The sequence below is a fragment of the Pseudalkalibacillus decolorationis genome (assembly GCF_024609785.1).
In the GTDB taxonomy this organism is placed as follows: Bacteria; Bacillota; Bacilli; order Bacillales; family Fictibacillaceae; genus Pseudalkalibacillus; species Pseudalkalibacillus decolorationis.
Genome location: NZ_JANHJQ010000040.1, coordinates 1 through 22,682 on the forward strand (window position 1 = coordinate 1; position 22,682 = coordinate 22,682).

The 22,682-nt window shown below is 40.5% G+C and carries 22 protein-coding genes and 1 pseudogene; 22 read left to right on the plus strand and 1 reads right to left on the minus strand.

The genetic code is table 11. The features are described from left to right. Window positions 1-974 precede the first annotated feature (974 nt). From NON16_RS23100 to NON16_RS23145, 10 genes and pseudogenes are all read left to right on the plus strand, one after another. Window positions 975-1,883: a hypothetical protein gene (locus NON16_RS23100; protein ID WP_257351769.1), complete on the plus strand. Its 909-nt coding sequence runs from the start codon at window positions 975-977 to the stop codon at window positions 1,881-1,883. Window positions 1,884-1,913: 30 nt separating this feature from the next. Next, the gene (locus NON16_RS23105) at window positions 1,914-3,176 is read left to right on the plus strand and encodes a tetratricopeptide repeat protein (RefSeq protein ID WP_257351770.1); all 1,263 of its coding nucleotides are present in this window, start codon (window positions 1,914-1,916) and stop codon (window positions 3,174-3,176) included. 138 nt (window positions 3,177-3,314) lie between these two features. Continuing rightward, a pseudogene (locus NON16_RS23110) lies at window positions 3,315-3,853 on the plus strand (ReoY family proteolytic degradation factor). 211 nt (window positions 3,854-4,064) lie between these two features. Continuing rightward, window positions 4,065-4,535 carry a YpiF family protein gene (locus tag NON16_RS23115; RefSeq protein ID WP_257351771.1) on the plus strand — a complete coding sequence of 157 codons (471 nt, stop codon included), beginning with the start codon at window positions 4,065-4,067 and terminating at the stop codon, window positions 4,533-4,535. A gap of 128 nt (window positions 4,536-4,663) precedes the next feature. After that, complete coding sequence (locus NON16_RS23120; RefSeq protein WP_257351772.1) at window positions 4,664-5,161, plus strand: Rieske (2Fe-2S) protein; 498 nt, start codon at window positions 4,664-4,666, stop codon at window positions 5,159-5,161. Window positions 5,162-5,176: 15 nt separating this feature from the next. Next, the gene (gene qcrB / locus NON16_RS23125) at window positions 5,177-5,851 is read left to right on the plus strand and encodes a menaquinol-cytochrome c reductase cytochrome b subunit (protein ID WP_257351773.1); all 675 of its coding nucleotides are present in this window, start codon (window positions 5,177-5,179) and stop codon (window positions 5,849-5,851) included. Window positions 5,852-5,881: 30 nt separating this feature from the next. Next, the gene (locus NON16_RS23130; protein WP_257351774.1) at window positions 5,882-6,643 is read left to right on the plus strand and encodes a menaquinol-cytochrome c reductase cytochrome b/c subunit; all 762 of its coding nucleotides are present in this window, start codon (window positions 5,882-5,884) and stop codon (window positions 6,641-6,643) included. Window positions 6,644-6,922: 279 nt separating this feature from the next. Beyond that, window positions 6,923-7,519 (plus strand): lipoprotein heptaprenylglyceryl N-acetyltransferase LhaT, encoded by a 597-nt coding sequence (lhaT, locus tag NON16_RS23135; RefSeq protein WP_257351775.1) that lies wholly within the window; start codon window positions 6,923-6,925, stop codon window positions 7,517-7,519. A gap of 186 nt (window positions 7,520-7,705) precedes the next feature. Next, a complete protein-coding gene (ypjB, locus tag NON16_RS23140) occupies window positions 7,706-8,527 on the plus strand; it encodes a sporulation protein YpjB (protein ID WP_257351776.1) in 822 nt (273 codons plus the stop codon). Window positions 8,528-8,569: 42 nt separating this feature from the next. Beyond that, complete coding sequence (locus NON16_RS23145) at window positions 8,570-9,244, plus strand: zinc metallopeptidase (RefSeq protein ID WP_257351777.1); 675 nt, start codon at window positions 8,570-8,572, stop codon at window positions 9,242-9,244. Between the two features lie 216 nt (window positions 9,245-9,460). On the opposite strand, the gene NON16_RS23150 is transcribed toward NON16_RS23145, so the two are convergent. Next, window positions 9,461-10,333, minus strand: coding sequence for a YitT family protein (locus NON16_RS23150; protein WP_257351779.1), 873 nt, complete (start codon window positions 10,331-10,333; stop codon window positions 9,461-9,463). A gap of 129 nt (window positions 10,334-10,462) precedes the next feature. Between NON16_RS23150 and NON16_RS23155 the strand changes: the two genes are divergently transcribed. The 12 genes from NON16_RS23155 to NON16_RS23210 all read left to right on the plus strand — a co-directional run bounded on the left by NON16_RS23155 (window position 10,463) and on the right by NON16_RS23210 (window position 22,551). Further along, entirely contained in the window at window positions 10,463-10,795 is a 333-nt protein-coding gene (locus NON16_RS23155; protein ID WP_257351780.1) for a nucleotide pyrophosphohydrolase, read from the plus strand. Between the two features lie 2 nt (window positions 10,796-10,797). Next, window positions 10,798-11,598 (plus strand): 4-hydroxy-tetrahydrodipicolinate reductase, encoded by an 801-nt coding sequence (gene dapB / locus NON16_RS23160; RefSeq protein WP_257351781.1) that lies wholly within the window; start codon window positions 10,798-10,800, stop codon window positions 11,596-11,598. A gap of 10 nt (window positions 11,599-11,608) precedes the next feature. Then, the gene (gene mgsA / locus NON16_RS23165; protein ID WP_257351782.1) at window positions 11,609-12,025 is read left to right on the plus strand and encodes a methylglyoxal synthase; all 417 of its coding nucleotides are present in this window, start codon (window positions 11,609-11,611) and stop codon (window positions 12,023-12,025) included. Further along, window positions 12,022-12,729: a bacillithiol biosynthesis deacetylase BshB1 gene (gene bshB1, locus NON16_RS23170; RefSeq protein ID WP_257351783.1), complete on the plus strand. Its 708-nt coding sequence runs from the start codon at window positions 12,022-12,024 to the stop codon at window positions 12,727-12,729. The genes mgsA and bshB1 overlap by 4 nt, the downstream gene beginning before the upstream one ends. Next, entirely contained in the window at window positions 12,726-13,871 is a 1,146-nt protein-coding gene (gene bshA, locus NON16_RS23175; protein ID WP_257351784.1) for an N-acetyl-alpha-D-glucosaminyl L-malate synthase BshA, read from the plus strand. Before bshB1 ends, bshA begins: the two co-directional genes overlap by 4 nt. A 26-nt stretch (window positions 13,872-13,897) precedes the next feature. Continuing rightward, complete coding sequence (locus NON16_RS23180) at window positions 13,898-15,094, plus strand: CCA tRNA nucleotidyltransferase (protein ID WP_257351785.1); 1,197 nt, start codon at window positions 13,898-13,900, stop codon at window positions 15,092-15,094. Next, window positions 15,067-16,056 (plus strand): biotin--[acetyl-CoA-carboxylase] ligase, encoded by a 990-nt coding sequence (locus NON16_RS23185; RefSeq protein WP_257351786.1) that lies wholly within the window; start codon window positions 15,067-15,069, stop codon window positions 16,054-16,056. The genes NON16_RS23180 and NON16_RS23185 overlap by 28 nt, the downstream gene beginning before the upstream one ends. A gap of 330 nt (window positions 16,057-16,386) precedes the next feature. Then, the gene (gene panB, locus NON16_RS23190; RefSeq protein ID WP_257351787.1) at window positions 16,387-17,223 is read left to right on the plus strand and encodes a 3-methyl-2-oxobutanoate hydroxymethyltransferase; all 837 of its coding nucleotides are present in this window, start codon (window positions 16,387-16,389) and stop codon (window positions 17,221-17,223) included. Then, window positions 17,220-18,083, plus strand: coding sequence for a pantoate--beta-alanine ligase (gene panC, locus NON16_RS23195; RefSeq protein ID WP_257351788.1), 864 nt, complete (start codon window positions 17,220-17,222; stop codon window positions 18,081-18,083). The genes panB and panC overlap by 4 nt, the downstream gene beginning before the upstream one ends. A 32-nt stretch (window positions 18,084-18,115) precedes the next feature. Beyond that, window positions 18,116-18,499 carry an aspartate 1-decarboxylase gene (panD, locus tag NON16_RS23200; protein ID WP_257351789.1) on the plus strand — a complete coding sequence of 128 codons (384 nt, stop codon included), beginning with the start codon at window positions 18,116-18,118 and terminating at the stop codon, window positions 18,497-18,499. A 295-nt stretch (window positions 18,500-18,794) separates the two neighbouring features. Further along, window positions 18,795-21,590 carry an ATP-dependent DNA helicase DinG gene (dinG, locus tag NON16_RS23205; RefSeq protein WP_257351790.1) on the plus strand — a complete coding sequence of 932 codons (2,796 nt, stop codon included), beginning with the start codon at window positions 18,795-18,797 and terminating at the stop codon, window positions 21,588-21,590. A 55-nt stretch (window positions 21,591-21,645) separates the two neighbouring features. Further along, entirely contained in the window at window positions 21,646-22,551 is a 906-nt protein-coding gene (locus NON16_RS23210) for a ComEC/Rec2 family competence protein (RefSeq protein WP_257351792.1), read from the plus strand. Window positions 22,552-22,682: the final 131 nt, after the last annotated feature.

Here is a 22,682-nt window from a genome sequence, read left to right on the forward strand (position 1 = left end):
AAATCATTTGATTGGGATAAGTTCAATCTATTTCTTAGAAAATATCCATTGTCGAAGCTACGAGTAAAAGTGAACATATACGATCTTAGAAGCGAATTAAGCTATATTCTGTAAATGATGATGGAGAAGAGCCGTGTGCGGGAGTACCGCTCGCACGGTTCTGTGAGGGGGGCGGAGCACAATCCATAATGGAAAGGCTCCCTCCTACTCGACAAATTTTGATGCAAAGAGGCAATGTCTAGCTCCAGCGCCCAGCCACTCGGATCACTTCAGTCCCCTTCCGGCGGCAACACACTTATTTACATCATGTGTATTCCCACGCAGACCGAACAGAGTTTGGTTCGAGCCTCCTCAGTTGCCTTCCAGTGACCTTCGTGGCTACACAGGGCGCTTGCGCTTTTCTTACACGTTAAAGAAAGTATAAAAATACTTTCTATAGTATAAGCGCAACTAAGGCTCAGCCGGCGCCAAAGGCTTGGCTTTGCCAAGTTTTCTTTATTCTGAATAGGTTAAATTATATAAATTTTCAAAAAACATATTGATTTTTTTCAGGAGCTTGTTATAATGTGGTTAGTATGGTTTCTCTCCACTCCTATCCATATAAATGGACTTAGCCGGTGACTTCGTATTTACGAGGTTTACCGGAATTTTTTTGGTCTTTTTTTATGAGTAAAGAAAGTATAAAGGTTTGCGGCATGGATGTAATGTCCAGCTTCAGCGCCCAACCACTTGGATGACTTCAGGCCTCTTGCGGCGGCAACACACTGATTTACATCATGTGTATTCCCACGCAGGACCAAACAGAGTTTGGTTCGAGCCTCCTCGTCGGTCTTCCAGTGACCTTCGTGGCTAAGCAGGGCGCTTGCGCTTTTCTTACACGGTAAGAACGGAATAGCATACAAAAGTTCTATCCCTCTCTGTAAAATCATAGCTTGACTATAACAGTTGAGCATGATTCTAAAGGGGGAGAACAAGTGGAATATATTCTTGAAAATGTATGGACAGCAGAAAATGAGTCGAGAAAGAAGAATGTTTACGTCAAAAATAACACCATATGTTACGTATCAGACCGCCCTCTGAAAATAAAATGCATGAAGGTCAACACAAACGGTCTCCAATTCATACCTGGATATATAATGAGGGATTTTTCTTTAGAGTCTCTAGATACCGAGAGTTTGTTGAAACGGTGTGAAGAGGTGATCAACCTTGGATGTACAACTTTGGTTACTACATTCTCGATCCGTTATGGTAAAGAGATAGAAGACCGATATAATCGATTCCTAAACCATCTTTCTGTGATGCCAATCGATTATGTAATTGGGCTATCTATACCGATGAGAAGGATTACACCAGCTATTGTCCGATTCTGCCAAAAGAAAAAGGTTCCGTTCATTTATGCGGTCGTGGAACAGGAAGAAGATCCAGATACAGTTGTTTGGGAATGGATACGTAATGTGAATTTTCCATATACGATACCAATTATTCCAGGGTGGGGACAGCTTGCTCTACATGATAAACGAACGATGCAACTGAAGGATAACTGGCAACGGATTTGCAGAATGAAGTCGATTACTACGATTCAATCCTTTCCTCTAGAGGAACAACCACTCACTAAATATCATCTTCAGGAACTCGGCATCTACCCCAAAAAAGGTTCATGGATAACAGGAAGCGATGTCGATTATCAAGTCTATCAACAAGACCCATCACTTGCCGCACCACCAAGAGTCCAGTATGATAAAAGTAATAAACCTTTATTAGTGGTACGAAATGGAACAGATTTGAAAGTTGGGGGAGATCTTCGGATTAACCCAGGAACAGGGAAACATTTGAAGATAACAAGGCCTGGGCTATTTCGGGCGATGACCGATGACCTTTTATAATAGTTGTTTTGAAATAGAAAGGATGTCCGTATGTCGACATTGGAAAGTGTAATTGAATCAATTGAACAAGGCGAAGTTAATGAGGGTTTATCTGCATTGAAAGAACTTCGAAGTAATTGTAACCACGATACACTCCTTGAGGTCGCTCAACTATATAATGAACTTGGTTTTGTAGAAGAATCGATTGATGTAATGGAGGAGTTAATTGCATTTTATCCAGACGTTAATGAATTAAAGATTTATGCAGCTGAATTATATGTTGAAATTGACCGTGATGAAGAAGCATTGAAGTTGATTGGTACAATCAGTGAAGACGATGACGAATACCTTCCTGCGATGCTGTTATCAGCGGATTTATATGAGCGTCAGGGACTTGCCGAAGTAGCAGAACAGAAACTGCTCGCAGCAAAGCGACATGAGCCAAATGAACCTATCGTTACATTCGGACTTGGTGAATTTTATCTCTCACAAGGTAACTTTCCACGAAGCATTGTGCATTACCAAGAATTAATCGAAAATGGAATAAAAGAAGTGAATGGTATCTCAATTGAGTTAAGAATAGCGGAAGCCCTATCTGGATCTGGTGCATTTGAAGAAGCCCTAGAGTATTATAAATCAGGGATTAAGGAAGAAACAAATCCGGATGCCTTATATGGATATGGTCTTACGGCAACAAGAATTGATGAGAACAAGAAGGCGATTCAAGCATTTAACCGTTTAAAGGATTTGGATCCACAGTATACGACCTTATACCCGCTTTTAGCAAAAGCCCATGAGAAGGAAGGCTTTGTAAAGGAAGCTATGGAAACGTACTTGGAAGGGATTCGTTTAGACGAGTTTAATGAAGAGCTTTATATTCAAGCAGGAAAGTTGGCAATCCGCATTAATGACCTTGAAAAAGGGGAAGAATTGTTGAAGCATGCTCTTTCGTTAAATCCGGTGAATACCGATGCAACCCTTACTCTTATGAACATATATCAAACAGCAGAGAGCTTTGCGGATCTGATTGAACTCGGAACTGAAATTGAACGTTTCGGTGACCTTGACCATGAAGCAAACTGGAGAATGGCACAATCTTACCGAGAGCTTGAAGATGATGAACAGGCATTAAAACGGTATGAAATAGCATATAATGGACTCAAAGACAGAGTCGACTTTTTAGAAGACTACGGGACGTATATGCTAGAAACTGGAAAAAGAGCAGAAGCGAAGCGATTATATAATCAAGCACTTCAAATCGATCCAAGTCTTGTGCAGCTTGAAGAGGAACTATTGAGATTGGAAGATTTATAAATTTTTTAAAAAAAGCAGGAATTGAACGTTAGTAAATCGAACATAGTATGTAATTATCGCTCTTTATCTCTGTAAATGGAGATGTAAGCTGTAAGGTTGTAAGATCTCGAACGACATGGGAATGATGGGGGGATTGCAATGGGCAGCACTGTTTCCGTCTTAGAAAAGAAGGACTTTCTCAAATGGTTTTTAAACCATTACCAGTTAAAAAAACGCGAGAGTGTGTATGGTTGTTAAATTACTTAGTGAGCGATGAAGTGTTAATGGAAAACGTTCACTTTGTTGAGAATGCTGAATATTGTCCGAAAGCGATCATCATGTCGACCAATTGTGTAGACGGGGTCCCTTTCCGGTTTTATAAGCAAAATATTTTAACAACAGATGCAGAGAAATCGTTCCATGATATTCGATTGAACCAAGAAGAAGAGGTTTTTATTGAATTGAAGTTTAAAGGAGCTTATCGAACTCCTCAGTATGCCGCAGTTATTGAAGAGAATCCATATATACCAGAAAATATGATTCCAGATAAGAAATATGGTCTCTGGGCGGAGATGATTCTTGATCAATCTTTTAGCCATTTCAGAAGGAAGAAACTTCAAACAGAAATTGACTCGGCGCTGGACAGAAAAGATTACGAATCATTTGCAAAGCTAACAGCAGAGTTGAATAGGCTGTAATTAATATTGATTGTTTTATATGAACTAAAGGTTGATTCGACACTCGGATCATAGCTACTTCCATATAAATTTGGAGGTTTAGCTGATTTCCGGAATGAATCAACCTTTTTTCTTTATGCAAAATTGTCACAACTCTTTCCTATTTTCTTTATGAAATGGTAAAATGAAAAGTGTACATAGGATAGGGCATTTAAAGGGTGTGATATGGAATATGAAATGGCGATCAGAAGATATGGACCTGTATTTACAATCAACAGAGTATGTGGACACAGCAATTGTGCCACTGATTCCAATAGCTTGGGGTAACCAATTGAAACATACGGTTCTTAAAGGTGAATTTCCACTTATCGTAAGTGAAGAGCTTGAAAGGCAATTAAAAGGAAGGGTCGTTCTTTTTCCTACACTTAGCTACCTTACAAGTGAATCAGATGTTGATATTATAAGTAGATTATTAGCTTTAAAGGACGAGCTGTCTGAGAATGGGATACCCCACATTGTATTTGTTTCCTCGGATGCACGATGGAGTGATGTAGATGAGTTACGAGCAGACCTCATTAACATTCCGCCTGTACCACTTGAACACATGGAGGATGAATACCGTCGTGATGTAATTGGGGAACAAGTCAAGCATCTTCTTCAAATTGTCACAAAAAAGTGGCAAAACACGAAACTCGGCGAATAGATTAATGGAAATGGACAATCATAATATTGACGATGATAGGAAGTTACGCTATTATGTTAATGTCCTAGTAATGTGTGTATTAATCAATTGTCCGGTTGGACTTAGTCTACTGCATAGGGGGGAAACCAATGGCCAAAAAAGATGACGTTTCCAGACGACAATTTTTGAACTATACCTTAACCGGTGTCGGTGGATTTATGGCTGCAGGCATGCTCCTGCCAATGGTACGGTTTGCAATTGATCCGATCATGAAAGAAGGCGCAAAGCAGGATATGGTACCTGTTGTCGAAGTCAGTAAAGTAACCGAAAAACCGCAAAGGTTCACGTTTGAAATTGAACAAAAAGATGGTTGGTATGAATCTAAAGTTACACAAGCAGCTTGGGTGTATAAAGACAAAAATGGTGACATCGTAGCGCTTTCACCGATTTGTAAACACCTCGGTTGTACAGTAGACTGGGCAGCTAGTCCAGCTCATCCAAATCAATTTTATTGCCCTTGTCATGGAGGACGTTATGAAAAAGACGGTACAAACATAAAGGGCACGCCGCCACTTGCACCACTTGATGTTTATAAGAAAGAGGTCAAGGACGGCAAACTTTATTTAGGTCAAGCAGTACCACAGTAGAAAGGGGCGTAATCGATGTTACAGAAAATGTATGACTGGGTAGATGAACGTCTTGATATTACGCCTATGTGGCGAGACATAGCAGACCATGAAGTGCCTGAGCACGTCAATCCTGCTCACCATTTTTCAGCGTTCGTTTACTGTTTTGGTGGATTAACCTTCTTTATAACGGTTATCCAAATTCTATCTGGAATGTTCTTATCAATGTACTACGTTCCAGACATTATTAATGCTTATGAATCCGTATACTATTTGCAAAATGAAGTTGCGTTTGGCGTAATCGTCCGTGGAATGCACCACTGGGGCGCGAGTTTAGTTATCGTAATGATGTTCCTACATACTTTACGTGTCTTCTTCCAAGGTGCATACAAAAAGCCTCGTGAATTAAACTGGGTGGTTGGAGTTATGATCTTCGGAGTCATGCTCGGACTCGGGTTTACAGGCTACTTGCTTCCGTGGGATATGAAAGCACTATTCGCTACAAAGGTTGGACTTGAAATCGCGCAAACGGTGCCTGTCATTGGACCTGCACTTAAAACATTGCTTGCAGGGGATGCGACAATCATCGGTGCACAAACGTTGACCCGATTCTTTGCGATCCATGTATTCTTCTTGCCAGGTGCTCTTCTCGGCCTAATGGGAGCGCACTTTATCATGATTCGAAAGCAAGGAATTTCTGGACCATTGTAAAAGATTCGATAGGATAAAGGAGGGAGAAAGATGCATCGTGGCAAAGGTATGAAGTTTGTCGGGGATTCTCGAATTCCTGCTGAACGTAAACCGAACATCCCGAAAGACTACTCTGAGTATCCGGGTAAAACGGAAGCGTTTTGGCCAAACTTCTTATTAAAAGAGTGGATGGTAGGATCCGTATTCTTGATTGGCTATCTCATTCTGACAGTCGTTCACGAATCTCCGCTTGAGCGTAAAGCGGACCCAACGGATGCGAGTTACATCCCATTACCTGACTGGTATTTCTTATTTTTATACCAATTATTAAAATATAAGTATGCAGCAGGAGATTATACATTAATCGGTACTATGGTAATGCCTGGACTTGCTTTTGGTGCTTTATTGTTAGCTCCATGGTTGGATCGTGGCCCAGAGCGTAGACCCGTAAAGCGTCCAGTCGCAACTGGATTAATGTTATTAGCTCTAGCATCTGTTATTTACTTAACTTGGGAATCTGTTGTCAACCATGATTGGGAGAAAGCAGAGCAGCAAGGTAAGATTGTTGAAGTTGAAATTGATAAAGAAGCACCTGGTTATAAGGTCTATCAAAAACAAACCTGTATTGGTTGTCATGGTGGGAATTTATCTGGTGGAAGTGGCCCTTCACTGATTGGAACAGGATTGTCAGCTGAGGAAATTGCAAACATAGCGAAAAACGGTACAGGAGCCATGCCTGCTGATCAGTTTAAAGGTACACCAGAGGAACTAAAACAACTTTCTGAGTTTATCGCAGGACTCGAGAAGAAATAACATCAATCAAAAGGTTGACTCAAGTATGAGTCAACCTTTTTCCTGAGTAAAGAAAGTATAAAAGTTCGCGGCATGGATGTAATGTCCAGCTTCAGCGCCCAGCCACTTGGATCACTTCAGTTCTCCTGCGGCGGCAACACACTGAAGTACTCCATGTATATTCCCACGCAGGGCCGAACTTGTTTGGGCCGAGCCTACTCGTCGGTCTTCCAGTGACCTTCGTGGCTAAGCAGGGCGCTTGCGCTTTTCTAACTATACTGGATATTAAAGGAGACGACAATGCTCAACATATTTACAATTCTTCGACATCCATCCTTTATATGGATGCTGCTCATTATTAATATTTTTGGAACGATTTACGGCTATTACTGGTATGCAAGTCAACTTGTTCAAACGCCATGGTACTTTCTACCGTTTGTACCTGATAGCCCAACGGCTAGTTTATTTTTCATCTTCGTACTTATTGCCCTCTTAATGGGTAAAAGCTGGCCTTTAATGGAGTCATTAGCTGCAGTATCCCTGTTGAAGTATGGGTTATGGGCTGTGGTTATGAATCTTGCTGGGGGATATGTGAGCGGTTCATTAACATGGGTTAATTACATGCTTATTCTTTCACATCTTGGAATGGCGATTGAAGGTCTTCTTTACACACCCTATTATACAATTAAGCGCTGGCATATCTATGTTGCAGCAATTTGGGTGTTTCATAATGAAATCATCGATTATGTCTACGGTATGATGCCAATTTATTCTGTTCTTGATAAATACACTGTACAGATCGCTTATTTTACCTTCTGGTTAAGTGTTTGGTCAGTGGCTATTGTCTATTTATTAACCATCAGAGAAGGAAAGAGAGAACTACATAAATTCACTTGACGATGTTCTACTCTTGTCCCACCCCTCATAAGATGAAGTATAACTTGAAGGCTCGTCACGCTCTAAGATTATGATAGAGCCAAGGGTTCATTTCATTAGACGGAAATCCAAGTATAAAGGTAACTAAAAAGCTCGGTCATCCTAAAATTTGGCCTTGCTAGTTTTCTTTAAAGGGGGACAAGGTATATGAGAGGGGTATTGATCACACTAATTGTCATACTTTGCATACAAATACCCAATGTAGCATGGGCGGCTGAAGCTGAGGACAATCCATGGCAAAAGCTAAGCGATTTATCGTATAAAGCACTACAACTTACAAAATCGGAAGAGTATTCCGATGCTAAAGAAGTGTTGAAGTATTTTGAAGATCAGTTTATGGAGCTTTCAGGAAAAAACCAAAAGCTTTCAATGCAAAATTTACGTATATTCACAACGAGCTTTGATGAATCCAAGAAACTATTGACAAGCACGTCAGCATCACATGAGGAACGTGTGGATGGTATAACTGAGTTCCACTTGGTTGTTGACGCTGTTTATTCCCAACACCAACCCCTTTGGAAGTCCACACAAGAGCAGGTTATGGCTCCACTTGAAAAGATGAAGAACGCTGCCGTAAGTAATGAAGTACAATCCTTTTACGCACATTTTAACCAATTTCTTTCCGAGTATGAAAAGGTCCATCCTGCTTTAAGCATTGATTTGCCGGAAACTGTATTAGGAAAGTTGGATTCATATATTACTTATTTGGATAAGAACCGTTCATCAATCGTTACATCTGATCAACAATTACAACAAATAAAGGCATTAAAGGTAAGTCTAAATGAAGCATATAATTCGTCAGGTAAAGATGAATCCGATCCCTCTTTGATCTGGGTAATCTTGACGATTGGAGGAGTTATCATATCCACATTATTTTACGTAGGTTGGAGAAAATATCGAGGAGAAAAACGAGAGATTCGAACCGTTTCGAAACAATCGAAACAAAAGGAATATAATCGCTTTCGTTAATAAAATCAGAATCACCTAATAAGAACGTTGGAGGAATATAACATGTTCTTACTCTATTTCTTTTTACTATTAGCGATTCCATTATGGGCACAGTTCCGAGTTAAGAAAACATACTCCAAATACTCTAAAATACCTTCTTCACTTGGAATGTCCGGTGCAGAGGTTGCTCATAAAATCTTGAATGATAATGGAATATATGATGTGGGTGTTGAGCCTGTTCGAGGTAAATTAACCGATCATTATGATCCCCGACAAAAAGTTCTTCGTCTATCAGAAGATAATTATCACGGCCATTCTATAGCGGGAATAGCGGTTGCTGCGCACGAGGTTGGGCATGCCATTCAAGATGCGAATGATTATGGTCCCTTAGGGTTCAGACATACTCTTGTTCCTGTCGCTTCAATTGGTTCAAATTTATCTTACTTTCTAATTTTAATCGGAATCTTAATGGGAGCGGCGAACTTGATTTTACCAGGAATTTTATTGATGGCAGGTGCAGTATTGTTCCATCTTGTAACACTTCCGGTTGAGTTTAATGCAAGTAATCGGGCGATGGATCAAGTCGTCTCATTAGGCTTAATACGTAACGATGAAGAAAGACAGGCGAAAAAGGTCTTAAATGCAGCTGCATTTACCTATGTTGCAAGTGCTCTTGTTGCCTTATTAGAACTTTCACGGTTTGTTCTGATCTTTATTGGTATGAATTCAGACGACTAAATAGATATACTGAACGAGGTTGCCCAAAGGTTGAAAAACCTTTGGGCAGCCTCGTTTTTGGTACTGAGTAAAGAAGTATAAAAGTTTGCGGCATGGATGTAATGTCCAGCTTCAGCGCCCAACCACTTGGATCACTTCAGGCCTCCTGCGGCGGCAACAGCCTCCTCGTCGGTCTTCCAGTGACCTTCGTGGCTAAGCAGGGCGCTTGCGCTTTTCTTAGTTGTGTAATGGATTTTTATTTTCATCTAATGTGAATCCTTCACCAAGGACATCATGGACATCATTTACGGCAACAAAGGCGTGGGGATCAATTTGTTGAATTAGGTTTCGCAAACGGAAAATCTCGTTCCGAGCAATGACACAATAGAGAACCTCTTTTTGGGCACCTGTAAATGTCCCTCTTCCGTTTAACACAGTTGCTCCCCGATCAAGTTCTTTAATAATCCGGTTCGCAATTTCTGCATTGTTTTCTGAGATGATCATAGCAGCCTTTGCAGCATAAGCTCCTTCTTGTATAAAGTCGATTACACGTGCACCTACAAAAACAGCAACGAGTGTATACATCGCCTCTTTATAATTGAGGTAAGTTAATGTTGCACAGACAATAACGAATGCATCAAACAAAAACATTGTCTTTCCAATACTCCAGCCGATATACTTGTTGGCAAGTCTAGCAATAATATCAACACCACCAGTAGTTCCACCATTTCGAAAGATGATGCCGAGTCCAATCCCTATGAAAACACCTGCGAATAGTGCTGCTAAGGTCAGGTCATTGTGTAGCGGAATAGAGATACGGATATGATATTGAAAGAGCCAAAGGAAGAATGAAACCCCAACTGTCCCAATAATCGTATAGATAAATGTATTTCGTCCGAGTAACCTCCAACCCACGATAAAAAGCGGAATGTTTAATACAAGGTTAGAAATGGCAGGGTCCAATCCGAAAAGATTGAATAAGATTAGTGTTATTCCGGTAAATCCACCCTCTGCAAGATTGTTTTCAATATTAAAATGAATAATTCCGAAACCAAAGATCGCTGCACCTAGCAAAATAAATAAGATATTTTTTAATTTGATTTTTGGCATGTCCTACCCCCCTCGTTGTAAAATGATAAGTTATAAAAGCCACCTCATCAAACTTATCCATGTCTTTAATATTTGTCAAACTGAAATGATTTAGCTAACATAAAAGCTAAGAGAAATGAGGTGTTAAACATGGATGAGAGAACGATGAAAGAAATGCAGAAGGAAGTAGACAACTACATTAGTCAGTTTAAAGAGGGATATTTCAGTCCACTTTCCATGCTCGCACGTATGACGGAGGAGCTTGGTGAACTTAGCAGAGAAGTGAATCACCATTATGGGGAAAAACCAAAAAAGAGTTCAGAAGATGAAAGTACTATGGAAGAAGAGCTAGGCGATCTTTTCTTTGTCATTATCTGTTTCGCCAATTCTCTACATATTAACCTAGATGAAGCATTAAAGATTGTTATGAATAAATTCAATACAAGAGATAAGGATAGATGGACAAGACTTGAGGAGGAATAAGGATGAACAATATTCGTATCATTATTGCAGGCCCAAGAGGAAAAATGGGTACTGAAGCTGTAAAAATGGTGTTAGAGGCTGATCAATTTGAACTAAAAGCGGTTGTCGATACGAAAAATGCCGGAAAAACACTTCAAGACCTTAATGGACAACCTGCACTTAACATACCGGTTTATGACGATATGACCACATGCGTTAATGAAATAGAAGCAGACGTCTTGATTGATTTAACACGTCCTGAATCAGGGAAAGCACATCTAGAAATCGCACTTCAAAATGGGATCCGTCCAGTCATTGGTACGACCGGTTTCTCAGATGAGGAAATTGAAAGGTATAGCCAGATAGCAGAAGAAAAAGAACTTGGCGCTGTTATTGCTCCAAACTTTGCCGTTGGAGCTATTTTGATGATGAAGTTTGCTCAAATGGCTGCAAAATTCATGCCGGATATTGAAATTATCGAGCAGCATCATGATCAAAAGTTGGATGCCCCGTCAGGTACAGCAATGAAGACAGCACAGATGATTAGTGAAGTTCGCTCACCGAAACAACAAGGTAATCCAAATGAGAAAGAAGAGCTAGAAGGTGCGAGAGGTTCAGACTATAATGGGATTCGAATCCATAGCGTACGACTCCCTGGACTAGTCGCTCACCAGGAGGTATTAATGGGGGCAACTGGCCAAACGTTGACGATCCGTCATGACACGATTGATCGTAGTGCATTTATGCCTGGAGTTAAAATGGCTGTGGAATCTGTTATGAAACTTGATCTGCTTGTTTATGGATTAGAAAGTCTAATGGAGTAGGTGGATAGCTATGAATATTGCACTGATTGCTCACGATAAAAAGAAGCAAGATATCATCCATTTTGCCGTTGCCTACCGACCTGTGCTAAGAGAACATACCTTATATGCAACCGGAACAACAGGGTTAAAAATTGTGGAAGCGACCGGGCTATCTATTCAGCGCTTTCGATCAGGGCCTCTTGGCGGGGATCAACAGATTGGTGCACTGATTGCGGAAAACAAAATGGACCTTGTCATCTTTTTTAAAGATCCTTTGACTGCTCAACCCCACGAACCTGACATTTCAGCATTGATTCGCCTATGTGATGTCTATCAAATTCCTCTAGCCTCAAATATGGCAAGTGCAGAACTATTTATCCATGCACTTGAACGTGGAGATTTCCATTGGAGACATATTATTCGAAATAAGGGAGAGAGAGAAGAATGAGCCAACTTGATTTGTTAGCATTCGGTGCACACCCCGATGATGTCGAAATCGGTATGGCTGGAACAGTGATCCGCCACTCGAAGATGGGTTACAAATGTGGTATTTGTGATTTAACTCTTGCTGAGTTATCATCCAACGGGACTGTCGAACTTCGTCAAGAAGAGGCTTCAGAGGCGGCGAAGGTGTTACGCCTACATACACGATTGAATCTTCAATTACCGGACAGGGGACTTCAATATAATTCGGCATATGTTAATAAAATTGTTGAAATCATTCGTACTTATCAGCCTAAAGTTGTCTTTCTTCCATACCATGAGGATCGTCATCCTGATCATGGAAACTGTGCAAGACTAGTTGAAGAGGCCCTGTTTTCAGCAGGTATCAAAAAGTATCAAGCCGATCAGGAGCTTCCACCTCACAAGGTCAGAGATATTTATTATTATTTTATTAATGGCTATGAGCATCCGTCGATTACTGTGGATATTACGAGTGTAAGAGAGGAAAAACTAAAGTGTTTGCAAGCGTACAAAAGTCAATTCACCTTATCAGAAGACGGGGTCGACACACCTTTAAACAATGGGTATTTGGAGACCGTACTAGCAAGAGATACGCTGTTCGGGAAAGAAACAGGGGTTAAACTTGCGGAAGGATTCTATATAAAGAAGCCTTTACTGATAGATAACTTTTTAGGAGAATCATTATGAAAAAGCTGAAGATTGGGATTACATGCTACCCAACTGTTGGAGGTTCAGGTGTTATTGCAGCAGAGCTTGGGAAGATGCTTGCTCGAGAAGGACATGAAATCCATTTTATTACATCTAGTATTCCGTTTCGTCTTGATAAGTTTTACTCGAATATTCATTTTCATGAAGTCGAGGTAAATCAATATTCCGTGTTCCGCTATCCTCCATATGATCTAACACTTGCGAGTAAAATGGCAGAAATAGCGAAGCGAGAAGAGCTCGACCTTCTTCATGTCCATTATGCGATCCCACATGCGATCTGTGCATATTTGGCAAAGCAAATGGTTGGCGATCATTTAAAAATTGTAACGACCTTGCATGGGACGGATATCACAGTCCTAGGTTATGATCCAAGCCTTATTGATTTAATCCGTTTCGGGATCGAACAGTCAGATACAGTTACAGCAGTTTCTGAAAGTCTGATTGAACAAACAAATGAGCTATTAGATATATCCAGAGAGATCCATTGTGTATATAACTTTGTAGATGAACAAGTGTATAAACGTAAAAAATCAGATGCACTGAAAAAGGAATATGGGATTCGATCCGACGAGAAGATTTTGGTTCATGTCTCTAATTTCAGAACGGTTAAGCGTGTCCCCGATGTTATAAAGACGTTTGCTAATGTCCATTCCAAAATTCCAGCAAAGCTTCTCTTAATAGGCGACGGACCCGAAATAACCGTAGCCTGTAGGCAATCAAAAGAACTTGGAATCGATGAGGACGTCCTTTTCTTAGGTAAACAAGACAATATTGCCGACTTATTTTCAATAAGTGATCTGAAGCTTCTACTATCTGAGAAAGAAAGCTTCGGTCTTGTTTTACTAGAAGCAATGGCATGTGGTGTTCCGGTGATTGGAACGAATATTGGCGGAATTCCAGAAGTGATTAAAGACGGTGAAACCGGATTTATTTGTGAAGTTGGAGATATTGACGAAATTAGTGAAAAAGCACTTTTGCTACTAGAAGATCAGCAAATGCATACTCAAATGGCGGAAAATGCAATTCGACACGTCCAAGAGCGGTTTCATTCAAGGAAGATTTTGGATGACTATCTTGAAATCTATGCAAAAACACTTGATCTTAAGTCGGTTTCACAATAAGAGTTTTTTAAAGAAGAAGGTGCGAGATGTCCATTTCTATTGCGATTGAAGTAATTAATCATCTTCGTAAGCATGGCTATGTGGCTTATATGGTCGGTGGAGTCATTCGAGACAAACTTCTTGGACGGCCAATTGGAGATATTGATATTGCCTCTGATGCGCGACCTGAGGATACTCTTCGTATTTTTCCGAAAACGATCCCTGTAGGCATTGAACATGGTACGGTCATCGTTAGATGGAAACATGAGTCCTTTGAGGTAACCACCTTTAGAAAAGAAAGTGACTATGCTGATTTTCGTCATCCTACAGAGGTACACTTTCACAAATCGATCGAAGAGGATTTATCGAGAAGGGACTTTACGATAAATGCGATGGCAATGAGTAGTGATGGAACAATCATCGATCCGCTTGACGGTAGGTCAGACATTAAGCGAAGACAAATGCGTGCAGTAGGGGATCCATTAGAACGATTTTATGAGGATCCCCTTCGCATGATGCGGGCGATCCGGTTTGTAGGTGTTCTTGGTTTCAGTCTTGAAGAAAAGACGAGACAAGCTTTATTGAAACAGGCTCATCTACTTAAAAATGTTGCAGTTGAGCGAAATCGAGATGAATTTGAAAAGCTGATAACAGGTGAATATTGTCAAAGTGGTCTTCAACTGTTAATCGAATCGTCTATCCATAGGTTTCTCCCTGGAAAGGATTATGAGCGTTTATTACCTTATGTAAATAGAGAATGGAATCAGCTTATTCGAATTGAAGAGCGTTGGGCTGTGATTGGCTTTTGTCTACAAGTTAAACAGCTAAAACAATGGCTGAGAGACTGGAAGCTCCCTACGAATAAAATAAAAAAAATCATTCGACTCTCCGCACTTATTCAATCATCCGATGATTTAAAGTCGGATTGGTCATTATATGAGTATGGTCCTTTCGATTTAGAATCGGTTGTCAGAATGGAATGGTTTTTAAACGTGGATGAACCGGTTGAATTTACAGAGAGTGAACTCAGATCCCGTTATGAGCGGTTACCGATAAAGCGTAGAAGTGATTTAGCAGTAAATGGCCATGATATCCAGCAAATACTAGGATGGAAACCGGGTCCATGGCTAGGGGATCTAATGGCGGTTATAGAACGAAATGTAGTTGAGAATCGTTTGGAAAACAACCGATTCGTAATAAAGGAGTGGGTACAACAATGGGGCTATCGACAAGAGAAAAGTTGATTGGTCTACTGTCAGAGTCAGAAAAATTCAGTTCTGGTCAGCAGCTGAGTAAAGAGTTAGGCTGCTCAAGGACAGCGGTCTGGAAGCATATAGAAGAGTTACGTAAGGAAGGTTACATAGTGGAAGCAGTACAGAAAAAAGGCTACCGCATTCAACATCGTCCGAATAATCTCCACCCTGGTGAAATTAAAAATCAGTTAACAACTAAAAAATTAGGACAAAACGTCCACTTTGAGGAGCAGGTCACTTCTACACAGGAAATTGCCCATCGAATCGCAATGGAAGGAGCACCAGAGGGAACGATTGTCATTGCAGAGCAACAAACAACCGGCAGGGGACGGTTAGGAAGACCATGGCATTCACCAAAAGGCAGCGGAATCTGGATGAGTATTATTTTAAGGCCAAACATCCCTCCACAGCAGTCCCCCCAGCTAACATTATTAGCAGCGGTGGGTGTTGTTCAAGGGATTGAGCGCTCTGTTGGTCTCAATCCTCAAATTAAATGGCCAAATGATATTTTAATTGAAGGGAAAAAGGTTGTTGGAATTCTAACTGAGTTACAAGCAGAAGCGGATCGCATAAATTCAGTCATCATTGGTATTGGGATTAATGTAAACACACCTAAGGATGCATTTCCAAAGGAACTAGAAACGATTGCAACTTCTTTAAAGGCGGAAAGTAGTGGCAATGACATTGATCGCTCTGAACTTGTACGGTCCATTCTAATCGAGATGGAAAAGCTCTACGACCTATATCTTGACCATGGGTTTACGCCAATTAAACTATTGTGGGAAGGTGCTGCAGCTAGTCTTGGTAAGAGAGTGGTTGTACGGACACTATCTGGGGAGATAACAGGTAAAGCAAAAGGGATTACCGAGGAAGGTATCCTTTTGGTTGAAGATGATTTTGGTGATATCCACCGGGTTTACTCTGCTGACATAGAACTTCCCAAAAATGATTAAATCTCTGCTATAATGTCATGGAGGCGGTATCGTAATTGAACTGTACTCAGAAGACTGTATCAGTAAAAACAAATTGATCTGCCTTGATCCGTTAATGATGGACATGGACAGAGGGATGAAAGTTTGAAAGCGTTTTAAAATGTCCTTCTTTCTGTCTGAAAGAAGGTTTTTTATATGGATATTCAAAAATCACCGGGCTAACAGGAATTAGTTCGACGTTATCACATGAGTTGGTTTTAGTCGGACTTCATTAATAACAAGATTCATCGATTTTTGGACGCTCATCATTTAGCTTTCATCTTCCTCTGAAAAAAAGGGAGGAAAAATGCAATGAAGAAAACGAGTGACTTTCGAAAGATGAAGGAGAAACAAGATCCGATTGTAATGCTCACAGGCTATGATTATCCATCTGCCTTGCTTGCCGAAGAAGCTGATGTTGATATGATTCTTGTAGGAGATTCACTCGGAATGGTTGTGCTAGGATACGATTCAACCATTCCGGTTACTATGGAAGACATGATTCATCATACGAAGGCAGTAAAAAGAGGTGCTAAGGACACATTTGTCGTAGCAGATATGCCATTCATGACCTATCATACAAACACCTCAGATGCACTTGCAAATGCCGCCCGATTAATGCAGGAAGCAGGTGCCGATGCTGTTAAAGTAGAAGGCGCCGGAGAGGTTGTTACTGTTATTGAACGGCTGACTCGTTCTGGCGTTCCAGTGGTTGCACACCTTGGGCTTACACCACAATCTGTCGCCGTTCTTGGTGGTTATAAGGTTCAAGGGAAAGATGCTCAAGCAGCTAAACAGTTACTAAATGATGCAAAAGCAGTTGAACAGGCTGGAGCATTTGCCGTCGTGCTTGAGTGCGTTCCCAGGCAGCTAGCAGAAGTCGTTAGTAATAATTTGACAATCCCTACCATTGGTATTGGTGCGGGAATAGGTACAAATGGACAAGTTCTCGTCTATCATGACCTCATCGGATATGGAAAGCACCATGTCCCTAAATTCGTCAAACAGTATATGAATATCGCAACTGAAATAAATGCTGCGATTAAGGGCTACGTAGAGGATGTCCGTGAATCCCGTTTTCCTGAAGAAAAACATACATTCACGATGAAGGAAGAAGAACTTTCAATGATCTACGGAGGAAAAGAATGAACCTTTTTGAAATCATCAAGGACATGCAGCTATACATTACAACACGAAAACAATCAGAGTTAAAAATAGGGTTTGTTCCAACGATGGGGTATCTTCACGAAGGACATGCAGCGTTAATGCAAAGAGCAAGGGAAGAATGTGATCTTGTTATCATCAGCATTTTTGTTAATCCACTTCAGTTTGGACCGAATGAAGACCTCGACCAATATCCTAAAGACTTTGAACGGGACGTTACGCTTGCTCGCATACATGGAGTTGATGCGATTTTTGTTCCTCATAGTGAGGAAATGTATCCTGAAGATGAACCAGGTTGTCAGTTATCTGTAACAGGTCGAACGGGTGTATTATGTGGAAAAAGTCGTCCAGGACATTTTGATGGTGTTGTTACCGTTCTTACGAAGCTTTTCCATATTATTCAGCCCGACCGCGCCTATTTTGGATTGAAGGATGCTCAACAAGTTGCTGTTGTAGATGATTTAATTAAAACATTTAATTTTCCAATAGAATTGGTTGGATGCGCAACTGTACGGGAGGATGACGGACTTGCCTTAAGTTCTCGTAACGTCAACCTGTCTGAAACAGAGCGTGAACAGGCTCCGCTCCTATATCAGAGTCTCTTATCTGCCAAAAAGTCCTTGGAAAGTGGAAGTTCGATTCGTCATATAAAAAAAGCATTAATTAGCCAGCTGGAAAGTATTGAAATAGGTCATCTTGATTATGTGGAAATATTGACCTACCCAAAGCTAAAGAACGTAACCTCGTTTGAGGAAACGATTATTATTGCACTTGCCTATCAGTTCGAAAATGCTCGTTTGATTGACAATATTATTATTTCTGAATCTGAGGATCATAGTGAATAAAGTTCTTCTGAAAATGAAAGGGTGAAAACAACATGTATCGTACCATGTTAAAAGGAAAAATTCATAGAGCACGGGTAACCGAAGCAAACCTAAATTATGTAGGTAGTATTACAATAGATGAAGCCATACTAGAAGCGGTTGATATGTACCCGAACGAAAAAGTTCAAATTGTAAACAATAATAATGGTGCTCGTTTTGAAACGTATATCATTCCAGGCGAAAGAGGGAGCGGAACGATTTGTGTTAACGGTGCAGCTTCCCGACTCGTACAAGAGGGGGATATCGTAATTATTTTAAATTATGCAATGATGGAGGAAGACGTAGCCCGTCAACATCAACCTGCGATAGTGATTATGGATGAACATAATGACATTATTGAACGGCGTTCCTATGAACCTGCCGGAACGATTCTATAGGAAGTTGAACGGAATTTAGTAGCGCAAGCGCCCGAGCTTCAGGTGCTTGCGTTTTTCACACGTTAAGAAAGTATAAAATTTTGCTGCATAGATGTAATGTCTAGCTCCAGCGCCCAGCCACTCGGGTCACTTCAGTCCCCTTCCGGCGGCCACAGCCTCCTCAGTGGCCTTCCAGTGCCCTTCGTGGCTACCCGGGGGCGCTTGCGCTTTTCATTTCAATTGCAGAAAAGGTGCGGGAGGCGTAAAATGGACAAAGAGTGTTTTAGTCGCAGATGCGATTATTTGAGGTGAAATGATGAACGAGCGTTACGTAGTTATCGATCTAGAAACAACTGGTCACTCCCCGAAGAATGGAGACCGTATTATACAAATCGGACTCGTTGTAGTGAAAAATCGGATCATTACTGAACGGTTTTCTTCTTACGTGAATCCAAATAAAGCAATTCCACCTTTCATAACCTCCTTAACAGGAATTAGTCAATCGGATGTGGAAGAAGCACCATTGTTCGAAGAGATCGCTCCCAAGATCCTACAAATGATGGACGGGGCTTATTTAGTTGCACATAATATTTCATTTGATCTGCCTTTCCTAAATGCTGAACTGACAGACAGTGGTTATTTTGAGTGGAGAGGGACAACGCTTGATACTGTAGAGCTTACTCGGATTCTCATGCCTAATCTCGATTCATATAAGCTCTCTCAACTGTCAGATCTTTTATCACTTAGCCATGAGAATCCACATCAAGCGGATAGTGATGCTGAAGCTACAGGCAACCTGCTCATACAATTGTTAGAACGACTCGATACGTTGCCCTTATTGCCCTTGCAACGATTACATCCACTACTCTTAGGTCTGAAAAGTGATCTTGCAGATATTGTTCAGAACAAGATTCAAAGTAAAATGGGGCACCTTGAGGATGAAACAGAAGGACTTGATGTGTATCGACAGCTCGTTCTTAGAAAAATAGCTGAACTTGATTCTGAATCGGATGTTGAAACTGAAATTGATCATTATGAGACCGTTTTGGAGCAGCTTGAGAAAACGATGCCAAGCTATGAAAAACGCGATGGACAAACTGAAATGATGAGTAATGTAGATTATGCTCTTTCAAATGGAGAGCACGCTTTAATTGAAGCAGGGACAGGGATCGGTAAATCTCTAGGGTATTTAATACCTGGCCTACTACATGCGAAGAAAACCGGTCGGCCCCTGGTCGTCAGTACACACACCATTCAGCTTCAGGAGCAGTTGTTAGACCGTGACATCCCATTGCTGAAAAAGTTGGTTCCATTCGACTTTGAAGCGACCGTGTTAAAAGGACGAAATCATTATTTGTGTCTACGAAAATTTGAACAACAACTAGAGCAGTTGTACGAAAATAATTACGATGTTCTTCTTGCGAAAGCACAAATACTCGTATGGTTAACAACAACGGATGAAGGAGATATTGAAGAATTGAACCTTCCATCTGGTGGCCAATTATTCTGGCACCAGATCAAAAGTGATTCAAACTCGTGTCTGAATTACAAGTGTCCTTGGTTTTCGAAATGTTTTTATCATCGTTCAAAACGAAAATCTATGGAAGCTGAGATTGTCATTACAAACCATGCTCTACTGTTCACTGATTTAGTTAATGATCATGCCCTCCTCCCAGCGTATAAGGAAGCGGTGATTGATGAAGCACACCATTTAGAAGATGTTGCAAGCGATCACTTTGGTCAACAAACAGATTACTTTTCGTTCCATCGACTTCTGGAACGCCTTGGATCAGATGATCAATCAATGGTGAGTTTATGGGAGAAATATGCGGAGATCCTTTCCCAATGTGAAATAAAATTCACGAAGAAAAGCATCATTGAGCCTCTAAAGGAATTGAAGTTTGAAATTGACCAGCTGTTTAGTATGATCAAATCCTATGTGGTAAGCAAACAGCGCTCTAAATCAGAAGTGGGTAAAATCAGCTACAGATTTCAAATTGAAGAAGCAGATGCAACTTGGTATAACGATGTCAAAGAAATTGTAGCACGGGTTCAAATGCTAATAAACGATTTTATACGAACAGCTCAAAAGCTAATGAAAGAAGCACAATTAAAAGAAGAGCATTTAACCGTTCAACAAAAAGGTATCCTAGTCGATTACACTGGACTGCTTAATCGATTGGATGAAGAGAAAAATACACTCGCACATATGCTTTTATCGGCAAACGAGGGAGAAGTGTGCTGGATAGAAACGGATCAAGGTGGCGCGCGCAATGCAGCTTCACTTTATAATCAGCCGATCGATATTTCCAATAGGCTTGCAAGTGACTTCTTTGCTAAAAAGAGAAGCATTATCCTTACTTCCGCCACATTAACGATTCGAAACCGATTTAATTATGTCATGGATCGACTTGGAATTGATGATGCGTTAACGATTCAACTCCAATCTCCATTTGATTATCAAAAGCAATCAAAAATATTAATACCAACCGATCTACCAATGATTAAAGACGTATCAACAGCAGACTACTCTGCGACTATTGCTGAGTCAATTTATCAAATTGCTCATATTACTGATGGACGTATGCTTGTCTTATTTACGAGTTATGACATGTTGAAAAAGACGTATTATCGATTTAAAGAGCTTTCAGAACCTGAAGATTTTTCATTGATAGGTCAAGGGATTGACAGTGGCAGTCGGGCAAGGCTAACGAAAAATTTCAAACAAATGGATCGTGCCGTATTGTTTGGTACAAGTAGCTTTTGGGAAGGTGTAGATATACCAGGAAATGACCTGTCTTGCCTTGTCATCGTCCGTTTGCCGTTTACACCACCAGATAATCCTGTAATGGAAGCACGAAGTGAACAAGTTCGTATTGAAGGGAAAAGTCCTTTCATGGAGCTCTCATTGCCACAAGCGATTATCCGCTTTAAACAAGGGTTTGGCAGGCTTGTTAGAACAACTGCAGATCGGGGAGCAGTATTTGTTTTTGATCGTAGAATTGTAACAACAAAATATGGAAAAATGTTCATTAATTCACTGCCAGATGTCCCGGTTCAAAAAGGTCACATGGATGACCTTCTCGATGATTTGGAACACTGGATAGATTAAGAGCGGATACGGAGCATACAATAAAGAAAACACCGACCTTGCGGAGGGATCTTTTGTGTATCGTAAACCGTTGATTATGTTTGTGCTATTTCTTCTGATGATTGTTATCAGTAGGTTTCCGGATAAAATTAATCCGGATCTTTTTATGACAGAACCAACAAGGGGAAATATCATTAAGGATCTTGATCTTAACTTACAACCAGGGGAAGTAGCATTCTCATTTTTGGAATTATCGAGTGGTGAATCAACATTGATTCAAGAGTCCAGTGGGAAGAATGTCCTGATCAACACAGGAAGTAAAAAGGCGAAAAAACAATTTCGTCAGCAATTAGAGGTTTTTCAAGTTAAAAAAATCGATGCGTTGATCTTTACGAATATTGGTAAACAGTACACGGGTAATTTATCTTGGATCTTGGAGCATGTGGAGGTAAAGGAAATACTCATAGCAGAAGAAATCAAAAAGCAATTTTTGGAGCAATTCGATGTAAAAGAGGAAAATATTCAATCGTTAAAGGAAAACGACCGTCTCACCATTTTGAACGGAGTGACTTTTGAAGTTGCTTATATTGAGAAGCGTGAAGATTTTAATGAAGGTGGATTAGTTTTAGTCACAGAATATGGTAACCACCGCTTCCTGTATATGGGTGTAGCCAGTAAAGATGCGGACGAGGCGTTAATAGAAAGAGGTACTGAAAATATTGAGCTCATTAAAGTAGGTGGATTTGGTCATTACTTTGGAACAAGCGAACGTTTGTTAAATCACGCTGACCCTCAAGTAGCTGTCATCTTCAAAAAAGATAGTTATACGATAAGCGACGAAGTTCTAAGACGCCTACAAGAGCACTGGGCAGAAATATTATTACCACATGACCAAGGGATTATCATGATGAAATGTAATAAAAAGGATTATGAAATTACAACTGTGCCATTAATGACACCAGATTTAGCATTGCGTTCATAAACACTTTTCAATAATTTGTTGAAATTATTCGTTATATGGTTGAAAATAAACTACATAGATAACTGATTACCTTGGAATATAGATACGCTGACTCAAATGAGCCAGCGTAAGGTGTCAGGGAAGGAGAAGTT